This window comes from Streptomyces sp. NPDC104581 (genome assembly GCF_055583685.1).
Map to the genome: position 1 here is coordinate 1 of NZ_JBVJNN010000067.1, position 25,102 is coordinate 25,102.

20 protein-coding genes and 2 pseudogenes are annotated in these 25,102 nt (G+C 68.2%); 18 read left to right on the forward strand and 4 right to left on the reverse strand.

The features are described 5' to 3' along the window. Positions 1-100: pseudogene (locus tag ACZ61E_RS31290) on the forward strand (IS481 family transposase); the annotation flags it as partial. Here ACZ61E_RS31290 and ACZ61E_RS31295 read toward each other — a convergent pair. Continuing rightward, entirely contained in the window at positions 97-666 is a 570-nt protein-coding gene (locus tag ACZ61E_RS31295; RefSeq protein WP_469703687.1) for a DUF6542 domain-containing protein, read from the reverse strand. The pseudogene ACZ61E_RS31290 and the gene ACZ61E_RS31295 sit on opposite strands and share 4 nt — an antisense overlap. 345 nt (positions 667-1,011) lie before the next feature. On the opposite strand from ACZ61E_RS31295, the gene ychF reads away from it, so the two are divergent. The 6 genes from ychF to ACZ61E_RS31325 all read left to right on the forward strand — a co-directional run bounded on the left by ychF (position 1,012) and on the right by ACZ61E_RS31325 (position 13,457). Further along, positions 1,012-2,100, forward strand: coding sequence for a redox-regulated ATPase YchF (gene ychF / locus ACZ61E_RS31300; RefSeq protein WP_469703664.1), 1,089 nt, complete (start codon positions 1,012-1,014; stop codon positions 2,098-2,100). A gap of 628 nt (positions 2,101-2,728) precedes the next feature. Beyond that, positions 2,729-6,412 (forward strand): type I restriction endonuclease subunit R, encoded by a 3,684-nt coding sequence (locus ACZ61E_RS31305; protein WP_469703666.1) that lies wholly within the window; start codon positions 2,729-2,731, stop codon positions 6,410-6,412. Next, on the forward strand, positions 6,409-7,962 hold the full coding sequence (locus tag ACZ61E_RS31310) for a restriction endonuclease subunit S (RefSeq protein ID WP_469703667.1): 1,554 nt from the start codon (positions 6,409-6,411) through the stop codon (positions 7,960-7,962). Before ACZ61E_RS31305 ends, ACZ61E_RS31310 begins: the two co-directional genes overlap by 4 nt. A 5-nt stretch (positions 7,963-7,967) precedes the next feature. After that, on the forward strand, positions 7,968-9,605 hold the full coding sequence (locus tag ACZ61E_RS31315; RefSeq protein ID WP_469703689.1) for a class I SAM-dependent DNA methyltransferase: 1,638 nt from the start codon (positions 7,968-7,970) through the stop codon (positions 9,603-9,605). 131 nt (positions 9,606-9,736) lie between these two features. After that, positions 9,737-11,248 carry an HsdM family class I SAM-dependent methyltransferase gene (locus ACZ61E_RS31320; RefSeq protein ID WP_469703668.1) on the forward strand — a complete coding sequence of 504 codons (1,512 nt, stop codon included), beginning with the start codon at positions 9,737-9,739 and terminating at the stop codon, positions 11,246-11,248. 58 nt (positions 11,249-11,306) lie between these two features. Next, a complete protein-coding gene (locus tag ACZ61E_RS31325; RefSeq protein ID WP_469703669.1) occupies positions 11,307-13,457 on the forward strand; it encodes an AIPR family protein in 2,151 nt (716 codons plus the stop codon). A 99-nt stretch (positions 13,458-13,556) separates the two neighbouring features. On the opposite strand, the gene ACZ61E_RS31330 is transcribed toward ACZ61E_RS31325, so the two are convergent. Further along, complete coding sequence (locus ACZ61E_RS31330) at positions 13,557-13,949, reverse strand: PIN domain-containing protein (RefSeq protein WP_469703671.1); 393 nt, start codon at positions 13,947-13,949, stop codon at positions 13,557-13,559. Next, positions 13,946-14,212 (reverse strand): hypothetical protein, encoded by a 267-nt coding sequence (locus ACZ61E_RS31335; RefSeq protein ID WP_032790113.1) that lies wholly within the window; start codon positions 14,210-14,212, stop codon positions 13,946-13,948. Before ACZ61E_RS31335 ends, ACZ61E_RS31330 begins: the two co-directional genes overlap by 4 nt. 378 nt (positions 14,213-14,590) lie before the next feature. Between ACZ61E_RS31335 and ACZ61E_RS31340 the strand changes: the two genes are divergently transcribed. The 11 genes and pseudogenes from ACZ61E_RS31340 to ACZ61E_RS31390 all read left to right on the forward strand — a co-directional run bounded on the left by ACZ61E_RS31340 (position 14,591) and on the right by ACZ61E_RS31390 (position 22,993). After that, positions 14,591-15,190: a hypothetical protein gene (locus tag ACZ61E_RS31340; RefSeq protein WP_469703672.1), complete on the forward strand. Its 600-nt coding sequence runs from the start codon at positions 14,591-14,593 to the stop codon at positions 15,188-15,190. A 16-nt stretch (positions 15,191-15,206) separates the two neighbouring features. Next, entirely contained in the window at positions 15,207-15,722 is a 516-nt protein-coding gene (locus ACZ61E_RS31345; protein WP_469703674.1) for a tyrosine-type recombinase/integrase, read from the forward strand. A gap of 495 nt (positions 15,723-16,217) precedes the next feature. Then, complete coding sequence (locus tag ACZ61E_RS31350) at positions 16,218-16,469, forward strand: type II toxin-antitoxin system VapB family antitoxin (protein ID WP_351273867.1); 252 nt, start codon at positions 16,218-16,220, stop codon at positions 16,467-16,469. Then, the gene (locus ACZ61E_RS31355; RefSeq protein WP_469703676.1) at positions 16,466-16,882 is read left to right on the forward strand and encodes a PIN domain-containing protein; all 417 of its coding nucleotides are present in this window, start codon (positions 16,466-16,468) and stop codon (positions 16,880-16,882) included. Before ACZ61E_RS31350 ends, ACZ61E_RS31355 begins: the two co-directional genes overlap by 4 nt. A 256-nt stretch (positions 16,883-17,138) precedes the next feature. Beyond that, positions 17,139-17,507 (forward strand): hypothetical protein, encoded by a 369-nt coding sequence (locus tag ACZ61E_RS31360; protein WP_469703677.1) that lies wholly within the window; start codon positions 17,139-17,141, stop codon positions 17,505-17,507. A 112-nt stretch (positions 17,508-17,619) separates the two neighbouring features. Next, a complete protein-coding gene (locus tag ACZ61E_RS31365) occupies positions 17,620-18,102 on the forward strand; it encodes a cupin domain-containing protein (RefSeq protein ID WP_469703679.1) in 483 nt (160 codons plus the stop codon). A gap of 165 nt (positions 18,103-18,267) precedes the next feature. Further along, complete coding sequence (locus ACZ61E_RS31370) at positions 18,268-19,020, forward strand: GntR family transcriptional regulator (RefSeq protein WP_469703681.1); 753 nt, start codon at positions 18,268-18,270, stop codon at positions 19,018-19,020. Positions 19,021-19,288: 268 nt separating this feature from the next. Next, positions 19,289-19,468 carry an SPOR domain-containing protein gene (locus tag ACZ61E_RS31375; protein WP_469703683.1) on the forward strand — a complete coding sequence of 60 codons (180 nt, stop codon included), beginning with the start codon at positions 19,289-19,291 and terminating at the stop codon, positions 19,466-19,468. 66 nt (positions 19,469-19,534) lie between these two features. Further along, positions 19,535-19,954, forward strand: coding sequence for an NUDIX hydrolase (locus ACZ61E_RS31380; protein WP_469703685.1), 420 nt, complete (start codon positions 19,535-19,537; stop codon positions 19,952-19,954). A gap of 98 nt (positions 19,955-20,052) precedes the next feature. Continuing rightward, positions 20,053-20,288, forward strand: a pseudogene (locus ACZ61E_RS31385) (ATP-binding protein). Between the two features lie 146 nt (positions 20,289-20,434). Then, positions 20,435-22,993 carry a SpoIIE family protein phosphatase gene (locus tag ACZ61E_RS31390; protein WP_469703686.1) on the forward strand — a complete coding sequence of 853 codons (2,559 nt, stop codon included), beginning with the start codon at positions 20,435-20,437 and terminating at the stop codon, positions 22,991-22,993. Between the two features lie 64 nt (positions 22,994-23,057). Here ACZ61E_RS31390 and ACZ61E_RS31395 read toward each other — a convergent pair whose 3' ends face one another. After that, positions 23,058-24,824, reverse strand: a complete 1,767-nt coding sequence (locus tag ACZ61E_RS31395) for a coiled-coil domain-containing protein (RefSeq protein ID WP_469703691.1) — start codon at positions 24,822-24,824, stop codon at positions 23,058-23,060. Positions 24,825-25,102: the final 278 nt, after the last annotated feature.

Below are 25,102 nucleotides of genomic sequence, written 5' to 3' on the forward strand. Positions count from 1 at the left end.
AGACTTCCTCCACACCTACAACCACCACCGCAGCCACACCGCACTCGGCGGCCAGCCACCCATCACCCGCGTCAACAACCCTGCGGGTCAATACACCTAGCCCCGGCGCGCGACGGCGCTCGTGCCCCTGGCGCCCGCCTTCGCCCCGGCCTTCGCTCCCGCACCCGCCTGGGCACCCGCTTTCGCCCCCGCGCCGAGGCCCGCACCGGCGCCTCGGGCGGCGGCGGCGTCGCGTGCGCGCTGGCGGCGGCCCATCTGGCGGACCTTCCGTACGGAGGCGATGACCCCGGCGACGAGTGTGCCGCCGTACAGCCAGCCCGCCTGGACGGCCAGCGCGGTGACGATGGCCATCGTCTGACCGCCGATGCCACTCGTCCCGCCCGAGATCGGGAAGGTGCCGACGGCGAAGGCGATCGGCACGCCGATCGGGGCGGTCACCAGATCGGCGGTCCGCACCCAGAGCGCGGTCAGGGCGCTGACCGGCAGGAACAGCAGGCCGTACACCAGGGGCTCACCGTCGAACAGCAGCTGGTCCAGGCACCCGATCACGAACATCGTGGCGGCGGCGAAGAGCCCGGCGCCCAGCCCCGTCAGCCGGGGATTGGGGAGTCTGCGCAGGGTGAGCACGACAGGCGGCACCCGGCGCCCGGCCGGCGGCGCCGGCACCCGGTGGACGGCGGCTGCCTCGGTGACGGCGCCCCGCGGACGGAGGGGGCTCTGCGGCGGCCGTGGCCGGCGCTGGGGGGGACGTGTCCTGTGCTGCTCCACCGGAACAACCTAGGTCGCGTGGGTGCCGGATTCAGGCGATGGACACGCCCTTGGGGCGACCTTGGCGTTGCGTTCGACCGACGCCGGGCGTGTCGCGCCGGCGGGTGCCGCCATCTGCCGTACCGACTGCCGTCGGCCACCGCGACGGCCCGCCCGTAAACTGGGCGATCGGTCCGCATCCGGGCCGGGCCGGCCGTCCGGCCGTACCGGCTCCGCCAGTCCTCACTTCAGGAAGTCGCCAACGTGTCGCTCACGATCGGAATCGTCGGTCTGCCGAATGTCGGCAAGTCGACCCTTTTCAACGCCCTGACCAAGAACGACGTGCTGGCGGCCAACTACCCGTTCGCCACGATCGAGCCCAACGTCGGCGTCGTCGGAGTCCCCGACCCCCGGCTGGCCGTCCTCGCCGGGATCTTCGACTCCCAGAAGATCCTTCCGGCGACCGTCGACTTCGTCGACATCGCGGGCATCGTGCGCGGCGCCTCCGAGGGCGAGGGCCTGGGCAACAAGTTCCTCGCGAACATCCGCGAGTCCGACGCCATCTGCCAGGTGATCAGGGCCTTCAAGGACGAGAACGTCGTCCACGTCGACGGCAAGGTCTCGCCGAAGGACGACATCGAGACGATCAACACCGAGCTGATCCTCGCCGACCTCCAGTCGGTCGAGAAGGCCGTCCCGCGGCTGACGAAGGAGTCCCGCCTCCAGAAGGAGAAGGTCGCCGTCCTGGCGGCCGTCGAGGAGGCCCGGAAGATCCTCGAAGCCGGTACGACGCTCTTCGCCGCGGGCATCTCGGCGGGCACGGAGAAGGGCCGCCTCCTCCACGAGCTGCACCTGCTCACCACCAAGCCCTTCCTGTACGTCTTCAACGTCGACGAGGACGAACTGGTCGACGAGGACTTCAAGAACGAGCAGCGCGCCCTGGTCGCCCCGGCCGAGGCGATCTTCCTGAACGCCAAGATCGAGTCCGAACTGATCGAACTGGACGACGACGAGGCCCTGGAACTGCTCCAGTCCATGGGCCAGGAAGAGCCCGGCCTGGCCACCCTCGGCCGCGTCGGCTTCGCCACCCTGGGTCTCCAGACGTACCTGACGGCGGGCCCGAAGGAGACCCGCGCCTGGACGATCAAGAAGGGCGCGACGGCCCCCGAGGCGGCAGGTGTGATCCACACCGACTTCCAGAAGGGCTTCATCAAGGCGGAGGTCATCTCCTTCGCCGACCTGGTGGAGGCGGGCTCGGTCACCGAATCCCGCGCCAAGGGCAAGGCCCGCATGGAGGGCAAGGACTACGTGATGCAGGACGGCGACGTGGTGGAGTTCCGCTTCAACGTGTGAACTCCACCACGTCGGTGATGTGGTGGAGTTCAGTTCAAAGGTACAAGTGGCTGACGTGGCTGGGACGAAAGTTTCTTAGCCCCGTCAGTCTGTCTTTCAACCCGCCCTCAGAGGTGCCTGGCAGGAGCTCGGGGCCTGAGCAACTTATGGAGTGGACCAGACTCATCACGCTGGCGGCCTGACCGACAGCGTCGTTCACCGAAGACAAGGCGTTGTAGATCCGCATGGACGGCGGGTGATCCGCCGCGCTGCCGTCGGCCGTGGCGTCGTGGGCATAGTGCGGGCACCGCCTGTGAAGTGGTCACGCAGTTGGCCATAGGTTCGACTTCTGGACAGCGGCGACACAACGCAGCTGGTCGCATGTGCGGCTGAACTGCGGGCTTGTTCGACGGCGCGAGTCGAAGAGGGCAGTGTCAGTGACGGAGATGTCTGGCTCGACCGCCTGGCGTCACGACGGGCAAACGTAGGTGTCAGTCCTCGATGTACCCACGTCCGTCTCCAGATGCCGGAAAGCCCGCGCTTCGGTAACACGCAAAAGCCGATCCGACTTCGAACATCCCAAAGTAGGGTCGTACGGCGATCAAGTCGCGCGACGCGGCTCACCCGCCCCGGAAAGTGGTGACACAGCATGAGTGCGGTCGGCTTGCCCGGCACCCAGGACGCCAACCTGGGCAGGCTGGCCCAGCAGTCGCGGAACTTCGGCTTTCTGCTGCCGCATACTCCCCTGCTCGTGGCCTATGGGGCAGCAGCCGAGAGTTACGTCTTCAGCGACCCCAATACTTCCTTGATCAAGTCGAGGCAGTTCGGTGAGACGCTCGCGGCGGGCCTGGTTCGCAGGGCGCGGATCAGGAACGCGTGCACCACACAGTTCGAGCGGCTGAAGGCCCTCGAAACGGAGGGGTACCTGCACGGAAATGTCGGTGCCGCCTTCCACGAGGTCCGTGCCCTCGGCAACGACGCCAACCACGGTGACCACGACAACTCCGACGACGCATTCCGGGCCCTGCGATCCTGCTTCAGGCTCGGAGTCTGGTACCACCGCCTGCTGACCGGCTCGCGCGAGCAGATCGCATTCGTACCCCCTGACCCGGCCCGTACGCCGGCCGCACGCAACCAACGTCTGCGCGGTGAGGTGGCCCAGGCCCGCAAGGCCCTCGAAGAAGCCCGACTCACTTACCATGACCAGGCGTCCAAGGCGGAGGCCGAGCAGGCGGCTCGGGCCGCCGCCGAACGTGAACTCTCCGCGGCTCGCGCCGAGCAAGAGGGGCTCGCCCGTTCGATCGCTGCCCTCCAGGAGCAGCTGAAGCAGGTCGAAGCGGCCCAGGAGGCCGACTACGCATGGCAGCGCCGGGCTGAAGCCACCGACAGCTCGGCGGCCTCCGCCGCCGTCGCGGAGCGCGCCCGCCTCCTCGACAACGCCGAAGCGGCCGCCCGTGAGCCCCTCACCGAGGTACAGGTTCGCGCCCGCCTCGACCAGATGCTCACAGAGGCCGGCTGGCAGGTCCAGGACATCGCGGAGCAGAACCTCTGGCACCAGGGCGACCACCGGGGCAACGGCGTCGCCGTCCGCGAGACCACGACAGCACGCGGCCGGGCCGACTACGCGCTGTACGTGGACCGCAAGCTGGTCGGTGTCATCGAGGCCAAGCGCGAAGGGGCCGACCTGTCCGCTGCCGAGGCTCAGGCCGACCGGTACGCCGACCACCCTACCGACGCCCAGCAGCGCATGCTCGCTTGGAGACGAGAAGAACCCCTGCCGTTCCGTTATGTGAGCGACGGCGGCGAGACCCGTTTCCGCAGCACCCTCGACCCCGACTCCCGTACCCGCCGGATCTTCTCCTTCCACCAGCCGCGCACTCTGGCCCGCTGGATCCGCCAGGCCGACGAAGACCCACAGGCGCCAAGCTACCGCGCCCGACTCCGCTGGCGCATGACCGAACTGGACGAGCGCCCACTGCGCCCCGCGCAGATCTCCGCTGTCCGCGGGGTGGAGGACTCCGTAGCCCTCGGCAGGGGCCAGCAGGGTATGGGCCAGTCCCGCTCTCTGGTACAGATGGCCACCGGCGCTGGCAAGACCTTCACCGCGGTGACCTTCGCGTACCGGATGTTGAAGCATGCGCGCGCCGAGCGAGTCCTCTTCCTGGTCGACCGCAACAACCTGGGCGACCAGGCAGTCGCCGAGTTCGAGAACTTCGTCACCCCCGACGGTGCCCGCAAGTTCGCCGACCTCTACTACGTCCAGCGACTTGGCGCCGAAGGCATGAAACCGTCCTCCAAGGTGGTCGTGTCCACGGTCCAACGCCTGTATATGGAACTCACCGGCGAACGCCCGACGGGCGTCCTCGGGGAAGACGCGGAGGGACGACAGCCCTACGACATTCCCGGCTCGGTCGAGGTCGGCTACAACCCGGACATCCCGCCGGAGTCCTTCGACCTGATCGTGGTGGACGAGTGCCACCGCTCCATCTACGGCAAGTGGCGCTCGGTACTGGAATACTTCGACGCCCCTATCGTGGGCCTCACCGCCACTCCGGTCGCTCAGACCTTCGGCTACTTCAACGGCAACCTGGTCAGCGAGTACACGTACCAGGAGGCCGTCGCCGACGGTGTCAACGTCGACTTCTCTGTGTACGAGATCGGTACCCGGATAACGGCCGAGGGCGGTGTCATCGCCCAGGGCACCATCCCGGTCCGCGACCGCCGCACCCGACGCCAGCGCTACGAGGACCTCGACGAGGACGTCGAGTACGGCGCGAACCAAGTCGGTGTGGGGGTCATCAGCAAGGACCAGCTGCGCACCGTGATCCGCACCTTCCGAGAGCGGCTCTTCACCGAGATCTTCCCCGAGCGCGGCAAGCGTGACGGTTCCAACGGTGAGCTGCTGTGGGACGAGATGTACGTCCCCAAGACCCTGATCTTTGCGAAGAACGACAACCATGCCGAAGAGATCGTCGAAGTCGTCCGTGATGTCTTCGGCAAGGGCAACGACTTCTGTGCCAAGATCACGCACGCGGCGAAGAAGGCTGATGAGCGCCTCGCGGACTTCCGTAACCTGCCTCAGCTGCGGATCGCCGTCACCGTCGACATGATCGCCACCGGTACCGACGTCAAGCCCTTGGAATGCCTGCTCTTCCTGCGTGACGTGAAGAGTTGGGCTTATTTCGAGCAGATGAAGGGCCGTGGCGCCCGCACTCTCTCCCTCACCGAGTTCGAGAAGGTGACGCCCGGCGTCGGCCCCAAGACCCGCTTCGTCATCGTCGACGCGGTGGGCGTCACCCAGAAGAAGAAGGTCGACGCGGCCCCTCTGGAGCGTCACACCGAGAAGCAGGTCAGTTTGGAGAAGCTGCTGCGGAAGGCTGGGGCCGGCACCATCGAGGAGGAAGAGGTCTCCACCCTCGCCGCCCGTCTTGCCAAACTCGACATTCAGATGACCCCTGAGGAGCGCGGCGAGATCGAGCAGCTCACCGGCGGCCGCCCACTCAAGGAGATCATTCACGGCATGGTCCGCGCGGTCTCGGCCGACGACCAGCAGAAAGTGCAGGACGCTGCCCACCTCACTGGCCGCGACCCCGAGCGGGAGGTGCGGGCGCTCATCGACCACGCCGTCCAGCCCCTCGCCGCCGCCCCGAAGCTGCGTGCCAGGCTGCTGGAGATGCGTCGTGCCAAGGACATCCTCTACGACGAGACCAGCCGAGACCAGCTGGTTACAGCAGGTGCCGTGGTGGAGGACGAGGCGGCTGCCCGCGACGTCGTCACCAGTTGGCGGCAGTACATTGATGACAACCGTGACGAAATCGCCGGCCTCGCCTTCGCCTTCAACGCCGGGTCCGACATCCCACCGGCTGACGCCCTGCGACGCTTGCAGAACGTGGCCCGTGCCATCGCCCGTCCCCCACGCGCCTGGACCCCGGACCGCCTGTGGACCGCCTACGAGCAGGTCGGCGAAGCCGCCCTACGCGGTGCTCAGACGCGCCGGACCGCGGCCGACCTCCTCGCCCTGCTCCGCTACGAACTCGCCGGCGGGGCCGAACGCGGCGCCCCCCAGCCGATCCCGCACGAGGAGCGCGTCCGCGAACGCTACGCGGCCTGGCTCACCCGCCAGCACCAGGCAGGCGCCCATTTCAGCGACCGTCAGCGCTGGTGGCTCGACCACATCGCAGCCGCCACGATCGAACGTGTACGCTTCGACACCGCCGACCTCGACTATGCCCCGTTTGCCGCCCGTAACGGCACGGACGGTTTCCTCGCCGAATTCGGCGAACGACAGGCCGAGCACATCATCGACGAACTCGACAGGGAGCTGAGCGCGTGACGGGGACCGCCGCGAACGTCGCGGAAGTCAGAGAAACCGAGGGCACGGTCTCCGGTGGCGGGAATTCTGGGATCTTGGGCGGCAAAGGCGAGTCGGACCTGCCTGAAGGTTGGACTCGCGCGACGCTTGGCGAGCTTGGTGTCGAGGTACAGCCAGGATTTGCCAGCGGTAAACACAATCGCGATGGTAATGGTGTCCTGCACCTACGTCCGATGAACATCACACGTCGCGGTGTCATCGACATCGCCGACGCACGTTTCATTGAGGACGAGTCGCAGCGCCGAGTGCAGCATGGAGACATTCTCTTCAACAATACCAACAGCCCGGCACTGGTAGGAAAGACAGCCTGGGTCAACTCGGACGAGCCCTTGGCTTACTCCAACCACATGACACGCCTTCGCCCCCCAGTAGGAATCGATAGTCAATTTCTGGCGATTCAGCTTCACGCATTGTGGTCGAACGGCTACTTCAAGGCCGTCTTGAACAACCATGTAAACCAGGCAAGCGTGCCACGGAAAGCGCTACTTGAAACAAAAATTGCAATCCCCCCTCTTCCGGAACAGCGCCGAATTGTCGCAAAGCTAAACGAGCAGCTGGCCCACGTCGAATCTGGCGTGGCTTCGCTTGAAGCGGCAGTGATGCTCCGGCGATCCCTGCGGGACAGCCTTCTGGATCGATACGTCCTAGGACGAGGCGAAGGACCCGCCCCGGAGAGCCTGCAATCTATCACTCAGCACAAGAGTGCAAAGTTTAATTACCGACTCCTCCCCCCTTTGCCCCGTGGCTGGCACTGGCGAATTGCCAAGGACATCTGCCCCCTGATCACATCAGGGGCTACACCTGAGGCATCGCTCATGCACAGCGGATCCGGCGAGATCCCATTCTTGAAGGTTTACAACATCAACAAGCAGGGAGAGGTTGACTTCTCGATTCGCCCCACTTTCGTAGACCGTGCAGTCCACGAGGGCAAGTTGAAGAAGTCGCGGATCCTTCCTGGCGATGTCCTGACTAACATCGTTGGCCCCCCTCTCGGCAAGAGCGCAGTGGTACCCGGCACCCATGAAGAATGGAACATCAATCAAGCGATTGTCGCGTTTCGTGCCGGCGGGGAAATCTTGCCGGATTGGCTTCGGTTCGTCTTGCTATCCCCTTACGTCATCAATCTTCTCGTAGCAACAGCTAGAGCAACCGCTGGGCAGTTTAATATCGCACTTTCAACGTGTCGAGAGCTCCCGATCCCAGTTCCGCCGATGCCCGTACAGGAAAGGTTGTGCGGGTACCTGCGAGGCGAACTTTCGCGGCTGGACTTACTGAATCGCGAGGTGGATGTGATTGCATCCATGCCAGATGGCCTCCGCGCTGCCCTCCTCCATGCCGCCTTCACCGGCACCCTTGTCCCCCAGGACCCTGCCGACGAGCCCGCCTTCGCACTGCTCGACCGCATCCGCGCTCAGCACTCCGCTGCCGCCAGCGCGAAGAGCACGCGACGCCGCACCCCGCGCACAAGCAAGTCGGCCGGCGACCCCGGTCAAGGAGAACTGCCCCTGTGAGCACAATGAGCACCGACAAGCCCGCCACCGCCCCGGAGCAGGACTCGCCCCAGGAAACTGTTCTCCTTGGGCGTCAGGCCACGCCCAAGGCCACCGCGGCCGAGTCGACCAGCACCCTCGTCAACCGACTCTGGTCGTACTGCGAGCTCCTGCGCCACTCCGGGGTCTCCACTCTCGACTACGTCGAGCAGCTCACGTACCTCCTCTTCCTGAAGATGGCGGACGAGCGGGCCAACCGCCCGGCCAAGTTCCGCCGCAACCTGCCGCAGGAGCCTCTCGTTCCTCCGGGCCGGGACTGGGCGAGCTTGACCACCCGCTCTGGTGACGCGTTGCTCGACCACTACGAGTTCATCCTCAAGGACCTCGGTTCGCGCGGCGGCACCATGCTCGGTGAGGTCTTCGCCAAGTCGAGCAACAAGATCCACGAACCTGCCGTCCTGGAGCGGCTGATCAAGGACCTGATCAACCCGTACCGCTGGACCACCGAGGACCAGGACCTCAAGGGCGACGCGTACGAGGGCCTGCTGCAGCGCGGCGCGGAGGACCGCAAGACCGGCGCCGGCCAGTACTTCACTCCCCGCCCTGTCATCGACGCCATGGTCGACTGTGTCCGGCCCCAGGTCGGCGAGACCATCACCGACCCGGCCTGCGGAACCGGCGGCTTCCTCATCGCCGCCCACGCCCACCTCAATCGGCACTACCAGGAACAGCTCTACGGTGATGAGGGCCGCAAGCTGCAAACCGGCGCGATCACCGGCTACGAGCTGGTCCGGGAGACTGCCCGTCTGGCGCTGATGAACATGCTGCTGCACAACATCGGCACATCCGAGGCCAAGCCACTGATCTCCGTGCAGGACTCCCTAGCGAAGTCTCCCCCGCAGTTCTACGACATCGTTTTCGCCAACCCGCCCTTTGGCGTTGGCTCGGTGACGGGCGAGGCGTACACCGCCCGCAAGGACTTCTGGACCCAGACCACCAACAAACAGCTCAACTTCGTCCAGCACATCTACAACTTGCTGAGGACCAACGGCCGGGCAGCCGTCGTCCTCCCCGACAACGTGCTCTTCGAGTCAGGTGCCGGCGAGACGATCCGCCGCAACCTGCTGAACCTGTGTGATGTGCACACGCTGCTGCGCCTGCCCACCGGCATCTTCTACGCCAACGGTGTCAAGGCCAACGTCCTGTTCTTCGACAAGACCGGTCAGCGCACCGGAGGCCGCCCCGGCACCAGGCAGCTGTGGGTCTACGACTTCCGCACCGACCAGCGGTTCACCCTCAAGCAGCGGCAGCTGCGCCGCGAGCACCTGGACGACTTCGTCGCCGCCTTCCACTCGGGCGGCACCGATTTCTCCGCTCGCAAGCCCACTGATCGCTTCCAGGCTTACGATTACGAAGAACTGATCACTCGTGACAAGGTGAATCTCGACCTGACCGTCCTCCGATCGGGAACGGACTCCACACAGACGGCCCTCGCGTCGCCTGACGTGATCGCCCAGGAAATCGTAGACGAATTGGAGTCCGCTTTGGCCGATTTCACCCTCGTTGCCCGGGCCCTGAAGAAGGAGGCGGCTGCGGAGACAGGCATGGGCACGACCAGCACCACCGACGACAGCGATGAAGCAGGGGAAGCCCGCGCGAGGTAGGCCCGTCCTTCCGCCACCCGAGTCCGGGCCGGGAGGCAACCGGCCGTGGACCGAACTCGGCTGACAGTGAAGGGAAGCAGAACGGGATGACTACGGGGCGGGGCAGTACTGGGCCGGGAAACACGAGTGGGATGTCGGGGATTCCGCCGCAGAGTGGGCAGCTTGAGGGGCACTGGACCGCCGAATCGATCGTCCGCCGCTGGTGGGCGTTCTACAACGACAAGACCAGCACGCGGGCCCTGACTAAGATCGAGTTCGCTGAGCACATCGCCTACTTGCTCTTCCTCAAGCTCGACCACGAACGCGCAAACCGGCCCGGCAAGTTCGCCTCCCGCCCGGTCGCGCCGTCGATCGACACCTGGCCGCATCTGGTCGAACGCGGCGGCGAAGACCTCCACAGCTATCTGGCCCACACCATGCGCACGCTCGGCACGCCAACCCCGGACAACCAGCGTCGCACCACCGCCAGTGTTCTCTTCCATGACGCACAGCCGTGGAACATCGACAGGATGAGCGAGCTGCGGCAGCTCATCACCGAGGAGATCAACCCGTACCGTTGGGCCCAGGTCGCCGACGGCGAGCTCGGACGGGCCTTCGCTCAACTTCTCTCCGACTGCTACGACGACATGCTCAAGAAGCGCGAGACCGGGCAGTTCCTGACCCCGCCGCCGCTCCTCGCCGTGGTTGCCAAGGCCCTCGCTCTCACCCCGGACGACCGAATCATCGACCCAGCCTGCGGCATTGGCAGCACGCTGATCGCCGCCCATCGGGAAATGGACAGCCACGGCACCAAGGTGGACGACTCCGCCATCGCGGGAGCCGACATCGATCCCCAGATGTGCCGTCTCGCCACCATGAATGTGCTCCTCAACACCCGCCGGCTGTTCGCGGGGATTCCCCCGATACAGCGTTCGGACTCACTTTCCCGCAGGGCAAAGGCTATTCAGCGGCAGGACCGGGATGTCGCCGCGACCGTGGCTCTGTGCAACCCGCCCTTCAAGAGCACCGACGCGGCCGTTGACACCACCCACCGCGACGACTTCTGGGCGCCCAAGGCGGACCTGCCCACCAACTTCCTCCAGCACATCGCCATCACCTTGCCGCAAGGTGCGCGAGCCGCCGTCTTCGCCCCCGACAGCGTGCTATTCAGTAAGGGCGCCGCGGCCACCGTACGCCGCAATCTGCTCCTCAATTGCGACGTGCACACTCTGCTTCGTCTGCCCACCGGCATCTTCCGGGGCACCAACTCCAAGGCGAACATCCTCTTTTTCACCAAGTCCGCCCCTCGCCCCAGCAGCGAGCCCGTCACACGCGCCCTGTGGGTCTACGACGCCCGCACCGGCAACCACCGCACGGACACCGGCAACCCGCTCACCGAGGGCGACCTGTCCGACTTCCTCGCCGCCTACCGCCCGCACGACCCCGACCACAGCAGCCGTACCCCTTCACGCCAGTTCAAGCCGTACCCCGTAGCCGATCTTCTGGCCCGCCCTAGCACCAGCCTGCAGCTCTGGGCCGACCTCACCGAAGACCAGCAGGACCTCGGTTCCCCACGCGACATCGCGGCCTCCATCGTCGCCGAACTGAACAGCGCGAGCAGCAGCTTCCAGGCCGTCGTGGACTCACTCGCCCCCGGCCAGTGACGCGCAACCTCCGAGTTCCCGACGCCCCATACTCTTGACAGCTCCGCACGGGAGAACCATGAGCACCCCTCCGCGCCGCCCCGACGTTCCCACCCAGGTTCGCCAAGTCGCCAACTTCCTCGACGCGACGTACGGCGGCCTCATCGACATGAGCGACTTCGGCAACCGGAGGCCGGACGACCTCGTCATCGCGCGGCGGTCCCGTGCCCTTGCCGCGCATGCCGTGCGCATGGTGACCAACTGGACGCCCGCCGAGGCAGCGGCCTGCGTCATCGACGGCGGCAACGACCAGGGAATCGACGCGATCGCCGTTGACCAGGACGCCGCGCACATCTACCTCGTCCAGTCCAAATGGAGCGAGACCGGCACCGCCAAAGCCGATGAAACCGCAGTCCTCAAACTGTTCTCGGGACTCACCCTTATTGACGCGGGGGAATCCCGCCAGTTCAATCCGCGCGGCCGCGTCCTGGCCGAGCAGGCCAAGTCGCTGCTGGGCTCGGACCTGACCAAAGTGACCCAGGTGATCGTCCTCATGGGCACGAAGGAACTCGCCCCAGGGGTGCGCCAGGCCATCGAGAACGGGGAGAAGGACTTCAACCATTACGGAACCCACATCTTTCACCGAGTGATCCACTCGCCGGAGATCTACGCGCGAGCCCGTGACGATCAGAGACCCGAGCCGATCACCCTCGAAGTGACTATGTCTCCATGGTTCGCATGCTCGCCCTCCGACCAACAGGCATACCAAGGCGTGGTGCAGGCCGAGCAGATCGTGGAATGGGCGGAGTACGGCAACCGACTCTTCGACCACAACATTCGCAACCCGCTTGGGCTGACACCCATCAACAGCGAGCTGGTGGAGACGCTCACCGAAGAGCCTGCCAACTTCTGGTACTTCAATAACGGCATCACCATTCTGTGCGACTCCCTGGAGATCGAGAAGGGATCCAAGAAGCAGCCGGAACGTCTCCCGCTCCGCCTCACCGCGCACGGTGCGAGCGTGGTGAACGGGGCGCAGACCGTACGGGCCGTCATCGACGCGGCGAAAGAGGACGAGCAGGCGGAGTCGGCCGAGGTCGGGGTCCGCATCATCGTCACCGGCGGGGCCACCGACTTCGCCCAGCGCACCACCCAGGCCACCAACCGGCAGAACCACATCACCGACCGCGACCGCATCGCCCTGGACCCCGTGCAGGCCGTCCTGATCGAGGAGTTCCGGGCCGAACTGGACCTGGTGTACAGCGTCCGTCGAGGCGAACTGGAGCCCCAGGGGGACGAGGGTTGCTCCGTCGTCGAGGCCGCGTGTGCTCTGGCCTGTGCACACTTCGCCAGCCGCTTCACGGCCCGGCTGGTGTCGGCCGACTCCACCGACGTGATGTGGCAGCGAGGCAGCGGATCCATCTACGACCCGCTGTTCCGTTCCGTACCTGGAGTCTTCGAGGTCTGGAACGCCGTACGCGTCCTCCGCGAGACCCGTAAAGCCCTACGTACCGTGCGCGACGGGTACGAGAAGCGGGGAGCCGCCGTCATCGACGACGGAGCCTTCCTCCTCACCCACCTCGTCTTCCGCCAACTGCTTGCAGAAGACGCGGGCATGGGCGAGCCTGACCCCGCAGACCCCACCGCCACCTGGTTCGTCAAGGCAAGCAACCGGATCCCCGAACTGCTGGAGCTCACCGTACCCGTGATGCTCGGCGTACTGGACTCCCGGCACGGAACCCGCTCGGACCTCAAGCGAGTGTGCATCGACGACGCGGAGTGCGCAGCGCTCGTGACCGATGTCATGGACGTGCTGTCCGCAGGAGGCCAGACACAGGACGTGTCCCCGTACCTCCGCAAGGAAGAACGGCCCCGCAAGCCGCGCCGCCCGAACTCGGTCCACGTCATCGTCAACCAAGGGGCACTCCCGGAAGGCGCACCCCTTCGCCTAAACCTCTACGTACCAGCCGAGAAAGAAGCACTGGACACTTGGCTTGCAGCAGATGAGAGCCGCTCGCGTGCCTCGTGGACAGGGGAGACCGGCAAGGCCCTGATCTGGGAGTATGACCGCCACCGCTACTCGCCCAGCGGCCTGGTTTCCCGCATGTGGGAACTGGCTGACTGGGAGGGACAACCGGTTTCCAACCAGGGCACCGCCCGCTGGATGACCCAGGATGGCGAAACCCTTGCCGAACTCGCCGAACGCCTCCTGACAAACCTTGAGGTGTAGGGGTTGGTTGGCGCCAACTAGTGCCGGATTCCTGAGCTGACCTCGGTTTCGTGGAGTTTGATGTGCCCCGACTCCATCGGAGCCGGGGCACATCAGTTGCTAGACGGTGCGGATGACCGGGGCGGGTTTGATGTCCTGGGCGTCGATGAGGGTGCGGATGTCGTCTGGGTCTGAGGTCCAGATGATGGCGCCGAGGCTGGCTGCCATGGTCACGACGGTGGCGTCGACGATGTCGGAGGTGCCCGCTCTGCCGCAGAGGATGCCTGCGGTTTTGGCGGTTTCGAGGCCGACGGGTACGACGTGGCAGCCGGCGAGGAACTTGCCGAGTCTGACCTGGCGGCGGGAGTCCCGCCATGCCTGGCTGACGACGATGGACGGGACGTGGATGTCCCGGCCGTCCTCCAGGGCCAGGCTGTGTCGGGCCCACATGCGCCGGTCGTCATTGTCGATGGCGATCAGGACTCCGGCGTCGTACAGGTAGGGGATGTTCACGCGGCCGAGGCTCCCGGATTACTGAGGTACTCGGCGTCGGCGGCGGCCATATCCGCGCGGGCGGCGGCAAGCTCTTCCGGGGTGAAGGCGCCGTGCTCGGCCTGCCACTCCTGGATGACGGCGCGGCCGGCCCGCAGACGTAGCTCGCGTTCGGCTGCTCCGGCGACGAGGCGGGAGAGCGGGACGCCTTCTTCCTCGGCAGCTCCGGCCAGGGCTTCGACCAGAGATTCGTCGAGGGTGATAGTCACCTTCTTGGTAGCCATACATTAACCATACTGCGGTATGGCCTTTGCTGTCGATGTGCGCTTCACGAGCCAGCGAGCGTTGGGGAGCGAGCGCGTGCAGTGAGGGGGCTCGGTGGGCCCAGGGTTGCGGGTGAGGTCGGGGTCCATATTCGCTGGAAAGAGCGGATTGGCGATGAATGCCTTGCTGGGACCTGGGGTGCCAGTGCACGGTTTCGAGCACGGACCGGGTGACGGATCGGGGCTTGGGTGGCGAGCGTTTTTCAGAGGTGCAAGAAGGACGTCCGGAACCGGAACTTCCCCTGTGACCGTCCGCGGTGTCGGCATGGGTGGACGGTGCGGTACCGGGAGCCGGGCGGTAGGCGAGGGCGGCAGCGGGAGCGGTCGTTTGCCAGGCGGGTGGGCTCGGATGGTGCGGACGCATTCGCCGACAAGGTCGAGAGCGACAAGAAGGCCGACGTTCGCTTCGATCCTGCGCCTGGGCGGGTGTCATTGCAGGTCTGGGCTCAGGAGTGGCTGGAGCGCCAGGTCATCGGTGAATCGACGCGCCGCAATTACGAAGGTTTCATCCAGAACCATCTTGTGCCGCGACTGGGACGGAAGATGGTGGCCGGGCTGGCACGGCGCGACTTCGAGGAGTTTGCCAAGCAGCTGCACTCCGCCGGTGCCGGGTTGGCGGTCTCCACGATCAATGATCGATTGGTGATGGTGGCCGCGATGCTGGAGGTGGCCGTCGTTGAGAAACGCATCCCGGACAATCCCGCGCGCGGCGTCCGGGTGTCCCGGGCGGCCCCGTGCTCGGTGGACGAGGACAAGATTCCCACGTTGGGCGAGGTTGACCTGATCGCGGAGCACATCGCCCCGCAGTACCGGCTCGCGGTTTACCTGCAGTCGGGCACCGGCCAGCGCCCCAGCGAAGCCCTCGCTTTCTCCATCGAGTGCAGGCGGCCGGCTTCGTCAGGGTCCGCTGGCAGGTCAGCGCCAAAGCCACCGCGATGACTGCCGCACAGCGTTCGTGCCGCTCAAGCACCGGACGGGGGGTGAGTACCGGGACGTCCCGGTAGCCCCGTTCGTCGAGCAGGAAATCGACGGCCACTTGTCGCGGTGGGCGCCGGTGCCCGTGGCCTTCGTAGGGCTTCGCGGCAGACGTCGGCGGCTGGAGGTCTTCTTCTCCCCGCGCCAGCGTGGCAAGGGTGTGATGCCCACCGCCTCCACCTTCGGATACCACTTCAAGAAGGCGTGCGTGGCGGCAGGCGTGGTCGACGTGGACGGCAAGGCCAAATACACGCCCAGCAGTCTGCGGCACTTCTTCGCCTCGACCGCGTTGGCGAACGGCGTGCCGATCCGCGAGGTCTCGCGCTGGCTCGGTCATAAGTCGATCAAGACGACAGTGGACATCTACGGGCACCAGTCCCCGAGGCGTGGGGTCGTTGCCGAGACGTCATGCAGAGTGCGATGCGTCCGGCGGTCGAGGAGTCAGGCGTGTCTGTCTCCACGGCCTGACGTGCTGGATGTGCTGAATGAGTCCTGACGGTGCTGGATATGATCACCTGAGGGAAAGTTTCCGCAGGTGGGAGCGCTGTGTTGAAGGTTCCGCTTCAATGTGTGACGGGTGGGATAACACCACGTCGCTGATCTGGCAAACATGCAGGTCAGATGGGTCCGGCTCTTCGGGGTCGGGCCCTTGGTTTTTTCCCGTGCTGGGATGGTGCTGGGATGACTGACCCCTCGTCACCTGTCGTCACCCCTGGTCATTCGTACCGTGCTGGGTTCGCACGGGGACGCGGATGTGCCGCCGATGCCTTGCGGAGTGGCAGCTCCCGCAACATGGCGTTGATTCGTTCGCCGAGTACCAGGTCAGGGGGTTCGTGCAGGGTTGCTCGCCGATCGGAAAGCTGATCAACCAGTCCGGTTCGTGCTCCCGGCTCTGATCGAGGCACCCTCGACGCACCCCAGCATTTTGATGCCATTTCTTGCACCCAATTGATATCGTTGTTGGAGCGTCGAGCTGTGAAGGGGACAACTGATGGCCAGGACCGTGATCGATCTGGACGAGGAGATCGTCGAGCAGGCGATGCGTGTGTATGGGACGAGGACGAAGGCCGCCGCAGTGCGGGCGGCCATGGAGGAGGGTGTGAGGCTGCGGCTGCGCCGGGAGCTGTTCGATGCCATTGACGATGGCGAGTTTGATGACGTGTTTGCGGAGATCCGGTCGCAGACGGGGCCGCGGAACCCGGACGGCTCGCTCAAGCGCGAAGACGGGGCTTCGGCGGCGTGAAAGGCCGCTACCTCATCGACAAGTCCGCGCTGGCCCGCCGGGGCAAACCGGCAGTGCGGGCGCGGCTGGACGTACTGGACCGTGATGGACTCCTGGCAGTGTGCGCCCCGACCGAGTATGAGGTTCTGTACTCGGCGCGTGGAAAGCCCGAGGCGCTGCGCCTGCGTACCCTGCTCCGTGGTTTCGACTACTTGCCCTGCAACGACGAGGAGTTCGAGCAGGCGCTCGCGATCCAGGCGCTGGCGCTGAACGCCGGCTTTCACCGGGCGCTGTCGCTGGCCGACGTCCTCATCGCGGCAACCGCAGAACGGCATGGGGCCACGGTCCTCCACTACGACGGCGACTTCGACATGATCGCCTCGGTGGGCGGGGTGCAAGCCGAGTGGGTCGTGGAGCCCGGCACCGCCGACTGACCGGCAACGCCGCATGCCGTGCCAGCGAGTGCCTCGATGGTCTGCGTTTCCGCAGGTCAGAAGTTCCACTTCGATGTGCCCCTCTCCGGAACTGCGTTTGCGCAGGTGGGAGCTGTGTGTAAAGGATTCCGCTTCAACGTCTGAGTCCTCCCGCGTCCGCGGCCCGGCGACGGGAGGCGTCGTCGGCCGCCGGGCTCGGTCTTGTCGGCGGGTCGTTCCGGAACCGGTGGGGTGGTGGATCGCGTCCCTGGTCGGTGTGATCACACGATCGGGGACAGCGCGGGCGGGGGAGACGCGGCAGGCGCACGGCTGGGCCGGGTGTCTGGCCGTCGTCGCCGGGTTCGTCACGGGGGTGGTCGTGTGGGCCGCCGGTGCGGCTCCCGGGCTGCGGGGGGCCTTCGAGGGGGAGCGGGACTGGAGTCTGCTCTATCTGGACGGTCCGGTGATCATCTTCGGGGTGCCCGCTCTCGCGCTGGGGGTCTGGGCCCTGGTGGGCGGCGTGCTGCGGGCCCGGGACCGGATGGCCGCCGTCGCCGTGGTGCTCGTGCTGGCGGCCGTCGCCTGGGGGTGCGGGGAGTGGCTGGAGATGCGTACGGACCGGTTCACGCGTGGTGACTCCTGGTGAACGGCCGTGACTTCGGCGAGGTTTCCGGCGGCGGCGAACTCGCGGTGGGCATCATGGCTTTCGGCGCGGCCGGACGGTGCCGTGTCACGGCGTCGCGTTGAAGGAGTGGCACATGTCGTACCCGGAGCCCCGCCACCTCGGGGACAAGGGCGAGGTCAACGCGGTCTTCCGGCCCGCGAGCACCCCCGCCGACGTGCGGTCCCCCTCGGGCACCGAGACGCACTTCGTGGCGTCCAGCGTGTCCACGGGGGGTGAGTTCGGGCTCTACCGGATGGACATGGTGCCCAGGGGCGGCGGCCCGAGCACCCACTTCCACAAGACGATCTCGGAGTCGTTCTACATCCTCGACGGGACCGTCCGGCTGTACGACGGCGAGCGCTGGATCGACGCGGAGAAGGGCGACTTCCTCTACGTGCCGCCGGGCGGGCTGCACGGCTTCCGCAACGACTCGGACGCGCCCGCCTCCACCCTCATCCTCTTCGCGCCCGGGGCGCCCCGCGAGGAGTACTTCGAGAAGGTGTCCACGGTCGGCCGGATGACGGACGAGGAGCGCACCGCCTTCTTCATCAAGCACGACACGTACTGGGTGGACTGACGGCCCCCGCGGCGGCGCCGCGCCCCTCCCCGTGGCGCGTTTTCCCGGCGAAGTCCCTGCGCAGAGCGTGTGTTCTCACTCCGGGTGAGGTCATGGCCCATGCTTGCGGTCAACAACCGCCGGTTGCCAGGGTGTTGCTGTCTGTCAACCTGTTGGGAGTGGCCCGTGGCATTCGGTGAGCAGCCGGCCTATCTGCGCGTCGCCAGTGACCTTCGGCGGAAGATCGTCGACGGTGCTCTGCCGCCGCACACCCGACTGCCGTCCCAGGCCCGGATCCGCGAGGAGTACGGCGTCTCGGACACGGTTGCCCTGGAGGCCCGCAAGGTGCTGATGGCGGAGGGGCTCGTCGAGGGCCGCTCCGGGTCGGGGACCTATGTGCGCGAGCGGCCCGTGCCGCGCAGGATCGCCCGCTCCGGCTACCGGCCGCCTTCCGGTGCCAACCCCTTCCGGCAGGAGCAGGCCGACGACGAGGTGCGCGGTACGTGGGAGTCGAGCAGCGAGCGGGACGCGGTGGCGCCGGAGATCGCCACGCGCCTCGGTATACGGCCGGGCGACCCGGCGATGCGCACGCGCTACGTCTTCAGGGACGCGGGGGAGCCGATGATGCTCTCCACCTCGTGGGAGCCCCTGGAGGTCACCGGGCGCACCCCGGTGATGCTCCCTGAGGAGGGCCCGCTCGGGGGCAGTGGGGTCGTGGAACGGATGGCGGCCATCGGCATCGTGGTGGACAACGTGGTCGAGGAGGTCGGCGCGCGCCCGGGGCTGGCGGAGGAGCTCCTGTCGCTCGGCGGTGTGCCCGGCCATGTGGTGATGGTCCTGGAGCGGACCTACTACGCGTCGGGCCGGGCGGTCGAGACGGCCGACATGGTCGTGCCGGCGGACCGCTACCGCGTCGCCTATCACCTTCCGGTCAGATGACGCCCCGGTGAGCACCGGCTGACCGGAGCGGCGCCCCCGCCCGTTCCGCGGCCACGACGTGTCGTCCCAACAGGGCCTCGGGCGACGGGAGATGGTGAGCGCCTTCGCAGGCTCCCTCCGGTGGATCCGCATCTTCTTGGCCAGATGTGTACCTCTTTGTATAAACACGCATCCGCTGAGTGAAGGTCAGGCGTAGGGTCGGGCATATGCGGATCGGGGTTTCCAGGAGATCGTCCGAGTGGTACGGGTCGATGGCGGGAGGGGCGCGATGACCGACGGCGGCGCCGCACTTCCCTGGCTGGTGATACGTCAGGACGACAACGGAAACCGGTACCGCGTGGGCAGGTACGCCACGAAGGACGAGGCGCAGAAGATCGCCGACGGCCTCGGCGGCAACGGCCACCAGCAGCTCTACTGGGTCGAGCGCCTGGGGCAGACCGGCCGCTGACCTCACCGGCTCCCGACCGGGACCCCTCGTCGGAGATGCGTCCCGCGTCGCGTTACGCTCCGGCGCATGAGTGAGGGCGGAGCTGCAACGGTCTTGATCGACACAGTCGCGTGGGTCCGGGTGGAGCGGGGCAGGATCCTCTGCGCGCGTTCCCGCGGGAAGGATGTGTTCTACATCCCCGGCGGCAAGCGCGAAGGCGCGGAGAGCGATCTGGAGACCCTGCTCCGCGAGGTCGAGGAGGAGCTGGCCGTGGCCGTCCTCCCGGCCACGACGGCCCATCTGGGTACGTACGAGGCCCAGGCCCACGGCCAGCCCGACGGTGTCCTCGTCCGGATGAGCTGCTACTCCGGTGACTACCTGGGTACGCCGGCCGCCAGCAACGAGATCGAGGAGATCCGCTGGCTCTGCTACGGCGACCGCGCCCTGGTGGCCCCCGTCGACCAGCTCCTCTTCGACGACCTCAGGGACTCGGGGGAGCTGACATGAGCGTTCGTCGCAGTAGGTCCTCCCGGATTCCGGGTAAGTGCCGACCAACCCCCCTATAAGCGGCGTGGGTCCGGTTTCGGTGAGGGGGAGGGGTCGGCTTGATCGGGGCGGAGAGTGCCTACGCCGAGTGGACCTTCCCCGCCGAGCCGGATGTCGTACGCACCGCACGCCACGCGGTACGCGACACCCTCGACGTCCGGCGCCTCGACCGCCAGGTGCGCGACTCGGCGGCCGTGCCGGTGTCCGGCTCGTCGCTTGCCCGGCCCGCCGTTGGGGTACACGGCGGGGGAAGACGGGTAGGACGGTGTGGTTCGAGCGGCCGCTCCCTGGTTAGGAGTGTGAAGGGACAACGATCACGTGGTTCTCGGCTCAAAAAGAACGAGACAGTGCTGTGATCGTGAACGCCGTACCTGTCTGGGCCGTAGTGCTGAATACTGCGGGGATGGCCGGTCCGGTGCGTGAGCTGGAGGGGACGGTCGCGTGAGCGAGATATCTGGAACGGCGGGCGACGTCGTGTGGCAGAGCAGTCCGCCCGGCTCGATCTATGACTACATGAAAGTCGCTTCCTTCTCGATCGGCCCCGACGGGCTGGTCGACCAGTGGAGTCTTCGAGCCGCCGAGCTGTTCGGGATCGCCCCGGACGAGGTCAGGGGCAAGGACCCGGTCGAGGTGTTCGTGCCTTCCGACCTGCGTTCGCGAGGCCGCAGCAAGATCGCCGAGATCCTGGACGGCAAGGAGTGGACGGGACTGGTCCCGTTCCAGGTGCCGGGCGAACTCGGGCCGCACGGCCTCGCCGAGGTCTATGTGATGCCCAGTGAGACGGAGAGTGGCGAACGGGCCGCGCTCTGCATCGTCGTGGACGTCCGCGCGCTGCGTGAGATCGAGACGGAACTCGCCTCCTCGCAGGCTATTTTCGGCCAATCTCCCTTCGGCTTCGTGCTGTTCGGCCCCGACCTCACCGTCCAGCGCGCCAACCAGCGGTTCGCCGCGGTCTTCGGCGGTGCCGCGGACGACCACCGCGGTCGCACCGTCCACGACTACCTCTCCCGCCCCGAGGCCGAACGGCTGAGCGCCTCCCTCAAGCGGGTCCTGGAGACCGGCGACCCCGCCACCGACATCCAGATAGTCGGCGCCGCCCCGGGCAGCAAGGAACGCAGGCACTGGTCGGTCAACCTCTACCGCGTACTCAGCGGAGCCGGCCGCACCATCGGCGTCGCCGGTCTCGGCAGCGACGTCACACGCCGACAGATCGCCGCACGTGAGGCCGCGAGCGCCCGCCGCAACCTCGCGATCCTCAACGAGGCGAGCGCGCGCATAGGCAACTCCCTCGACCTGGAGACCACCGCCAAGGAACTCCTCGACGTCGCCGTCCCCGGCTTCTGCGACCTCGCGTCCGTGGACCTCTACCAGGGGCTGCTGACCGGCGACGAGGCCCCGCCCGGACGCGGCGGCTCCACCGGCTCCGAGTCCGGCGGCGGCAGTGCCACCCTGCGGCGCGTCGCCTTCGCCAGCGCCGTGGCCGACGCGCCGCTGCTCGGCGCCGACCTGACGGGCGAAGGCGCGGTCGAGCCGCCCTCGGTCGGCTCCGTCCACCGGTATCCCTTCAACTCGCCCTGCGCGAACGCTCTGCGCACCGCCCGGGTCCAGACGGTGCCCGGCGGGGCCGGCAGCCTCATCCAGTCCACCTTCGCCGTCCCGATGGTCGCCCACGACACCGTCGTCGGCCTCGCCCAGTTCTCCCGGACCAAGGGCAGCGAACCCTTCGGGGAACGGGACCGCGCCCTCGCGGTGGAACTCGCGGCGCGCGCCGCCGTCTGCATCGACAACGCCCGCCTCTACCGGAGGGAGCACGAACGCGCGCTGATACTCCAGCGCAGTCTGCTCCCGCCCGGCGACCCCGAGGCCGCCGGGCTGGACATCGCCTGCCGCTATCTGCCGGGCAACACCGCCACCGAGGTCGGCGGCGACTGGTTCGACGTCATCGAACTGCCGGGCCACCGGACCGCGCTGGTCGTCGGCGACGTCATGGGCCGCGGGCTGCGCGCGGCGGTCGCCATGGGCGAGTTGCGCACCGCCGTACGCACCCTGGCACTGCTCGACCTGGAGCCCGCCGAGGTCCTCTCCGCGCTGGACGAGATCGCCCGCGGGCTCGGCACCCCGAGCGGCGCCCAGCAGGCGTCCCGCGTCGCCCACAGGTCGCGGGACGCCGACCTCTCCGAGGTGTACCTGGCGACCTGCGTCTACGCCGTCTACGACCCGGTCACCCGCCGCTGCACGTTCGCCAACGCCGGACACCCCCCTCCGGTCCTGGTCGAACCCGGCGAGGAGGCGCTGCTCCTCGACGTACCGCCCGGGATGCCGCTCGGCGTCGGCGGTGAGCCGTTCGAGCAGGTCGAGGTCGAACTCCCGGAAGACGCCCTGCTCGCCCTCTACACGGACGGTCTCATCGAATCCCGTGACCATCCGATCGATGAGGGCCTGACGGCCTTCCGCCGGGCGCTCACCAATCCCGTACGGCCCCTGGAAGACGTCTGCGACCACGTACTCAACACACTCGACACCCGGCACGGCGAGGACGACATCGCGCTGCTGATGGCCCGGATACAGGGCCTGCCCGCCGACGCCGTGGGCGACTGGCAACTGCCGCGCGAGCCGCGCTCCGTCGGCCGCGCCCGTGAGGTCGCCCGCGCCCAGCTCCTGTCCTGGGGCCTCGAACCGCTGGTGGACACCGTCGAACTGCTCGTCAGCGAACTGGTCACCAACGCCATGCGCTACGGCGAGGGTGAGATCAGGCTGCGGCTGCTGCGCGACCGCACGCTCGTCTGCGAGGTGTGGGACGCGGGCCTCGTGCAGCCGCGCAGGCGACGGGCGCGCGACACCGACGAGGGCGGTCGCGGACTGCAACTCGTCGGGCTGCTCAGCGCGGCCTGGGGGTCGCGGCGGACCCCGCGTGGCAAGACGGTCTGGTTCGAACTCGCCCTGCCCGACGGGGACTCCACGGCCGAGCCCACCGTCGAACAGCTCCTCAGCATGTTCTGACCCCCGCCCCGCCCTCTTCGCCCGACCTCGTCCCGGGGCCGGCCCGGCACGCCTGTCCACCGCCTCAGAAACGGCCGCGGCCGTCCATCCGGCCACGGGTGCCGCCACCACCGAAGCTGCCGGGACCGGCACGACCTCCGCCCCCGCGACCTCCGCTCCCGAGACCTCCGCCGAAGCCCCCGCCCACGCCCCCGCCGGATCCGCCGCCCCCGGTGACCGGACCGCCGAGGACGATCCCGCCGAGCACGGCACCGTCCAGCCCGTTTCCCGCCCCTGACGCGCCGCCCGGGCCCGGCCGCCTCCCGAACGCCCGCACATCCCGCTCAGCGAGGCTCTGCGCCTGCCTGGCGAGAGCGTCCGCGTGCTGGGCCTCGGCCAGCGCACCGGGAGCGTCGCCCAGCTCCGTCAGCGCTCCCGCCTGTTCCAGCCGCCGCCGGGCCTCCGCCAGCCGGGTGCGGGCCTCGCTGCCCACCCCACCGCGATGTGTCGTGAGATAGCCGGTGGCGGCGCCGGTCGCCGACCGGGCGCCGAGCACCGCCCGGTCGAGGAGCGCCCGGGCCCGGCCTCCCCCTGCCCCGTGGGCGCGCGCGCCCGCGAGGACCTCGTCCAGCGCCGCGTCCGCCTCCTCGACCCGGCGCAGCGCGTCGAGCGGGTCGTACCGCCCGGCGGACTGCTCCCGCCGAACGTCGGCGACCACCCCCTCGGCACGTCCGATCCGGCCGTCGAGATCGGCCGTGGACGTGCCCTCCTCGGCGCCTTCGAGCAGGGCGCGCGCGTCTGTCAGATCCGTCTCCGTCTCGATCAGCGAGCCGGGGAGCCGGCCGGCGCCCTCGGCGAGTTCGAGCGCGCGCCGCTCCACCGCGTCGACCAGGACCGTCGCCTGCGCCACGGCGCTCTCGGCCGCCCGTACGTGCACGGCCGCGAGGCCGGGGTCGCCCGCCTCGATCGAGCGGCGCGCGTCGTCCAGGTTCCACGTCGCGAACAGCAGCCGGTCGTCCGCCTGCCGGACGGCACCCGCGACCGGGGCCGAAGCGGAGTCCGCGTACCGCTCACGCAGGGCGGCGAGGGTGGCGGCGGACGTCACGGTCCTGCCCGACAGCGCGCGGAACGCGTTCTCCGCGGCGGTCAGCGCCTCCGGGGCGCCGTGCTCCCGGGCACGCAGCCGGTCGAAGTCCGCCGACTCCGCGTCCAGCCGGCCGCCGGCGTCCGCGCACCGGGAGAGGATCTCGTCCAGCACGCGGCGCCGTGTGACGTCGTCCGGCGATACCGCGTCGTCGAGCTGCTGACGCAGCCGGAAGGCGGCCGTCAGCTCGCCCTTCGCGTATCGCACGGAGTCCTGGAACGGCCGCGTGGACTCCTCGTCGAACCGGGCCGCCACGAAGCCGAGTTCCTCCTCGCTGGTGCGCACGGCGTCGTCCGTGTCCACGAGGGCCCGACCCGCCCGCCGTTCGAGTTCCGGGAGCGAGGTCCGGGGGGACCGGCCGGGCTCTCCCCGGCCTTCCGGCCCGCCGTAGCGCACCGTACGGGTCGAGGCGCGGCGCGCGCGGGTGAGGTAGGCGTAAGCGGCGAGGGCCCCCGCGCCGCCCACCAGGGCGACCGGCAGGACCAGCGCGCTGCCCGAACTGTTGGAGACGGTGGCGCCGCCCGGGGCCGCGACATCACCCGGGTGGGTGACCGGGAGCCGTATTCGGCTGTCGCCGTGCGGCCGGCCGGGGGACGCGACGGCCGGTCTCCCCCGATCGCCGGGATCGCCGGCCTGTCCGCCGATCCCTTCCTGGCGCGCGAGAGCGGCGGGAGCCTCGGCGTGGGCGCCGGGAGACGCGGCGGGCATGAGCAGCCAGCCGGCCGTCACCAGCAGGGCCGGAAGGCACCGGCCGGCCGTACGAGTCCGGCCGTGGCTCGCTGTCCGTCTCACAGGGGGGAGGCTATGTCCGGCTCCGGGGGGGGGGGACGGGGGGGGGGGGGGGGGGGGGAGGGGGGGGGGGGAGGGGGGGGGAAGAGGGGGGGGGGGGGGGGGGGGGAGGGGGGGGGGGGAGCGGAGGGGGGGGGGGGCGGAGGGGGGGGGGGGGTGGGGGAGTGGGGGGGGGGGGGGGGGGGGGGGGGGTGAGG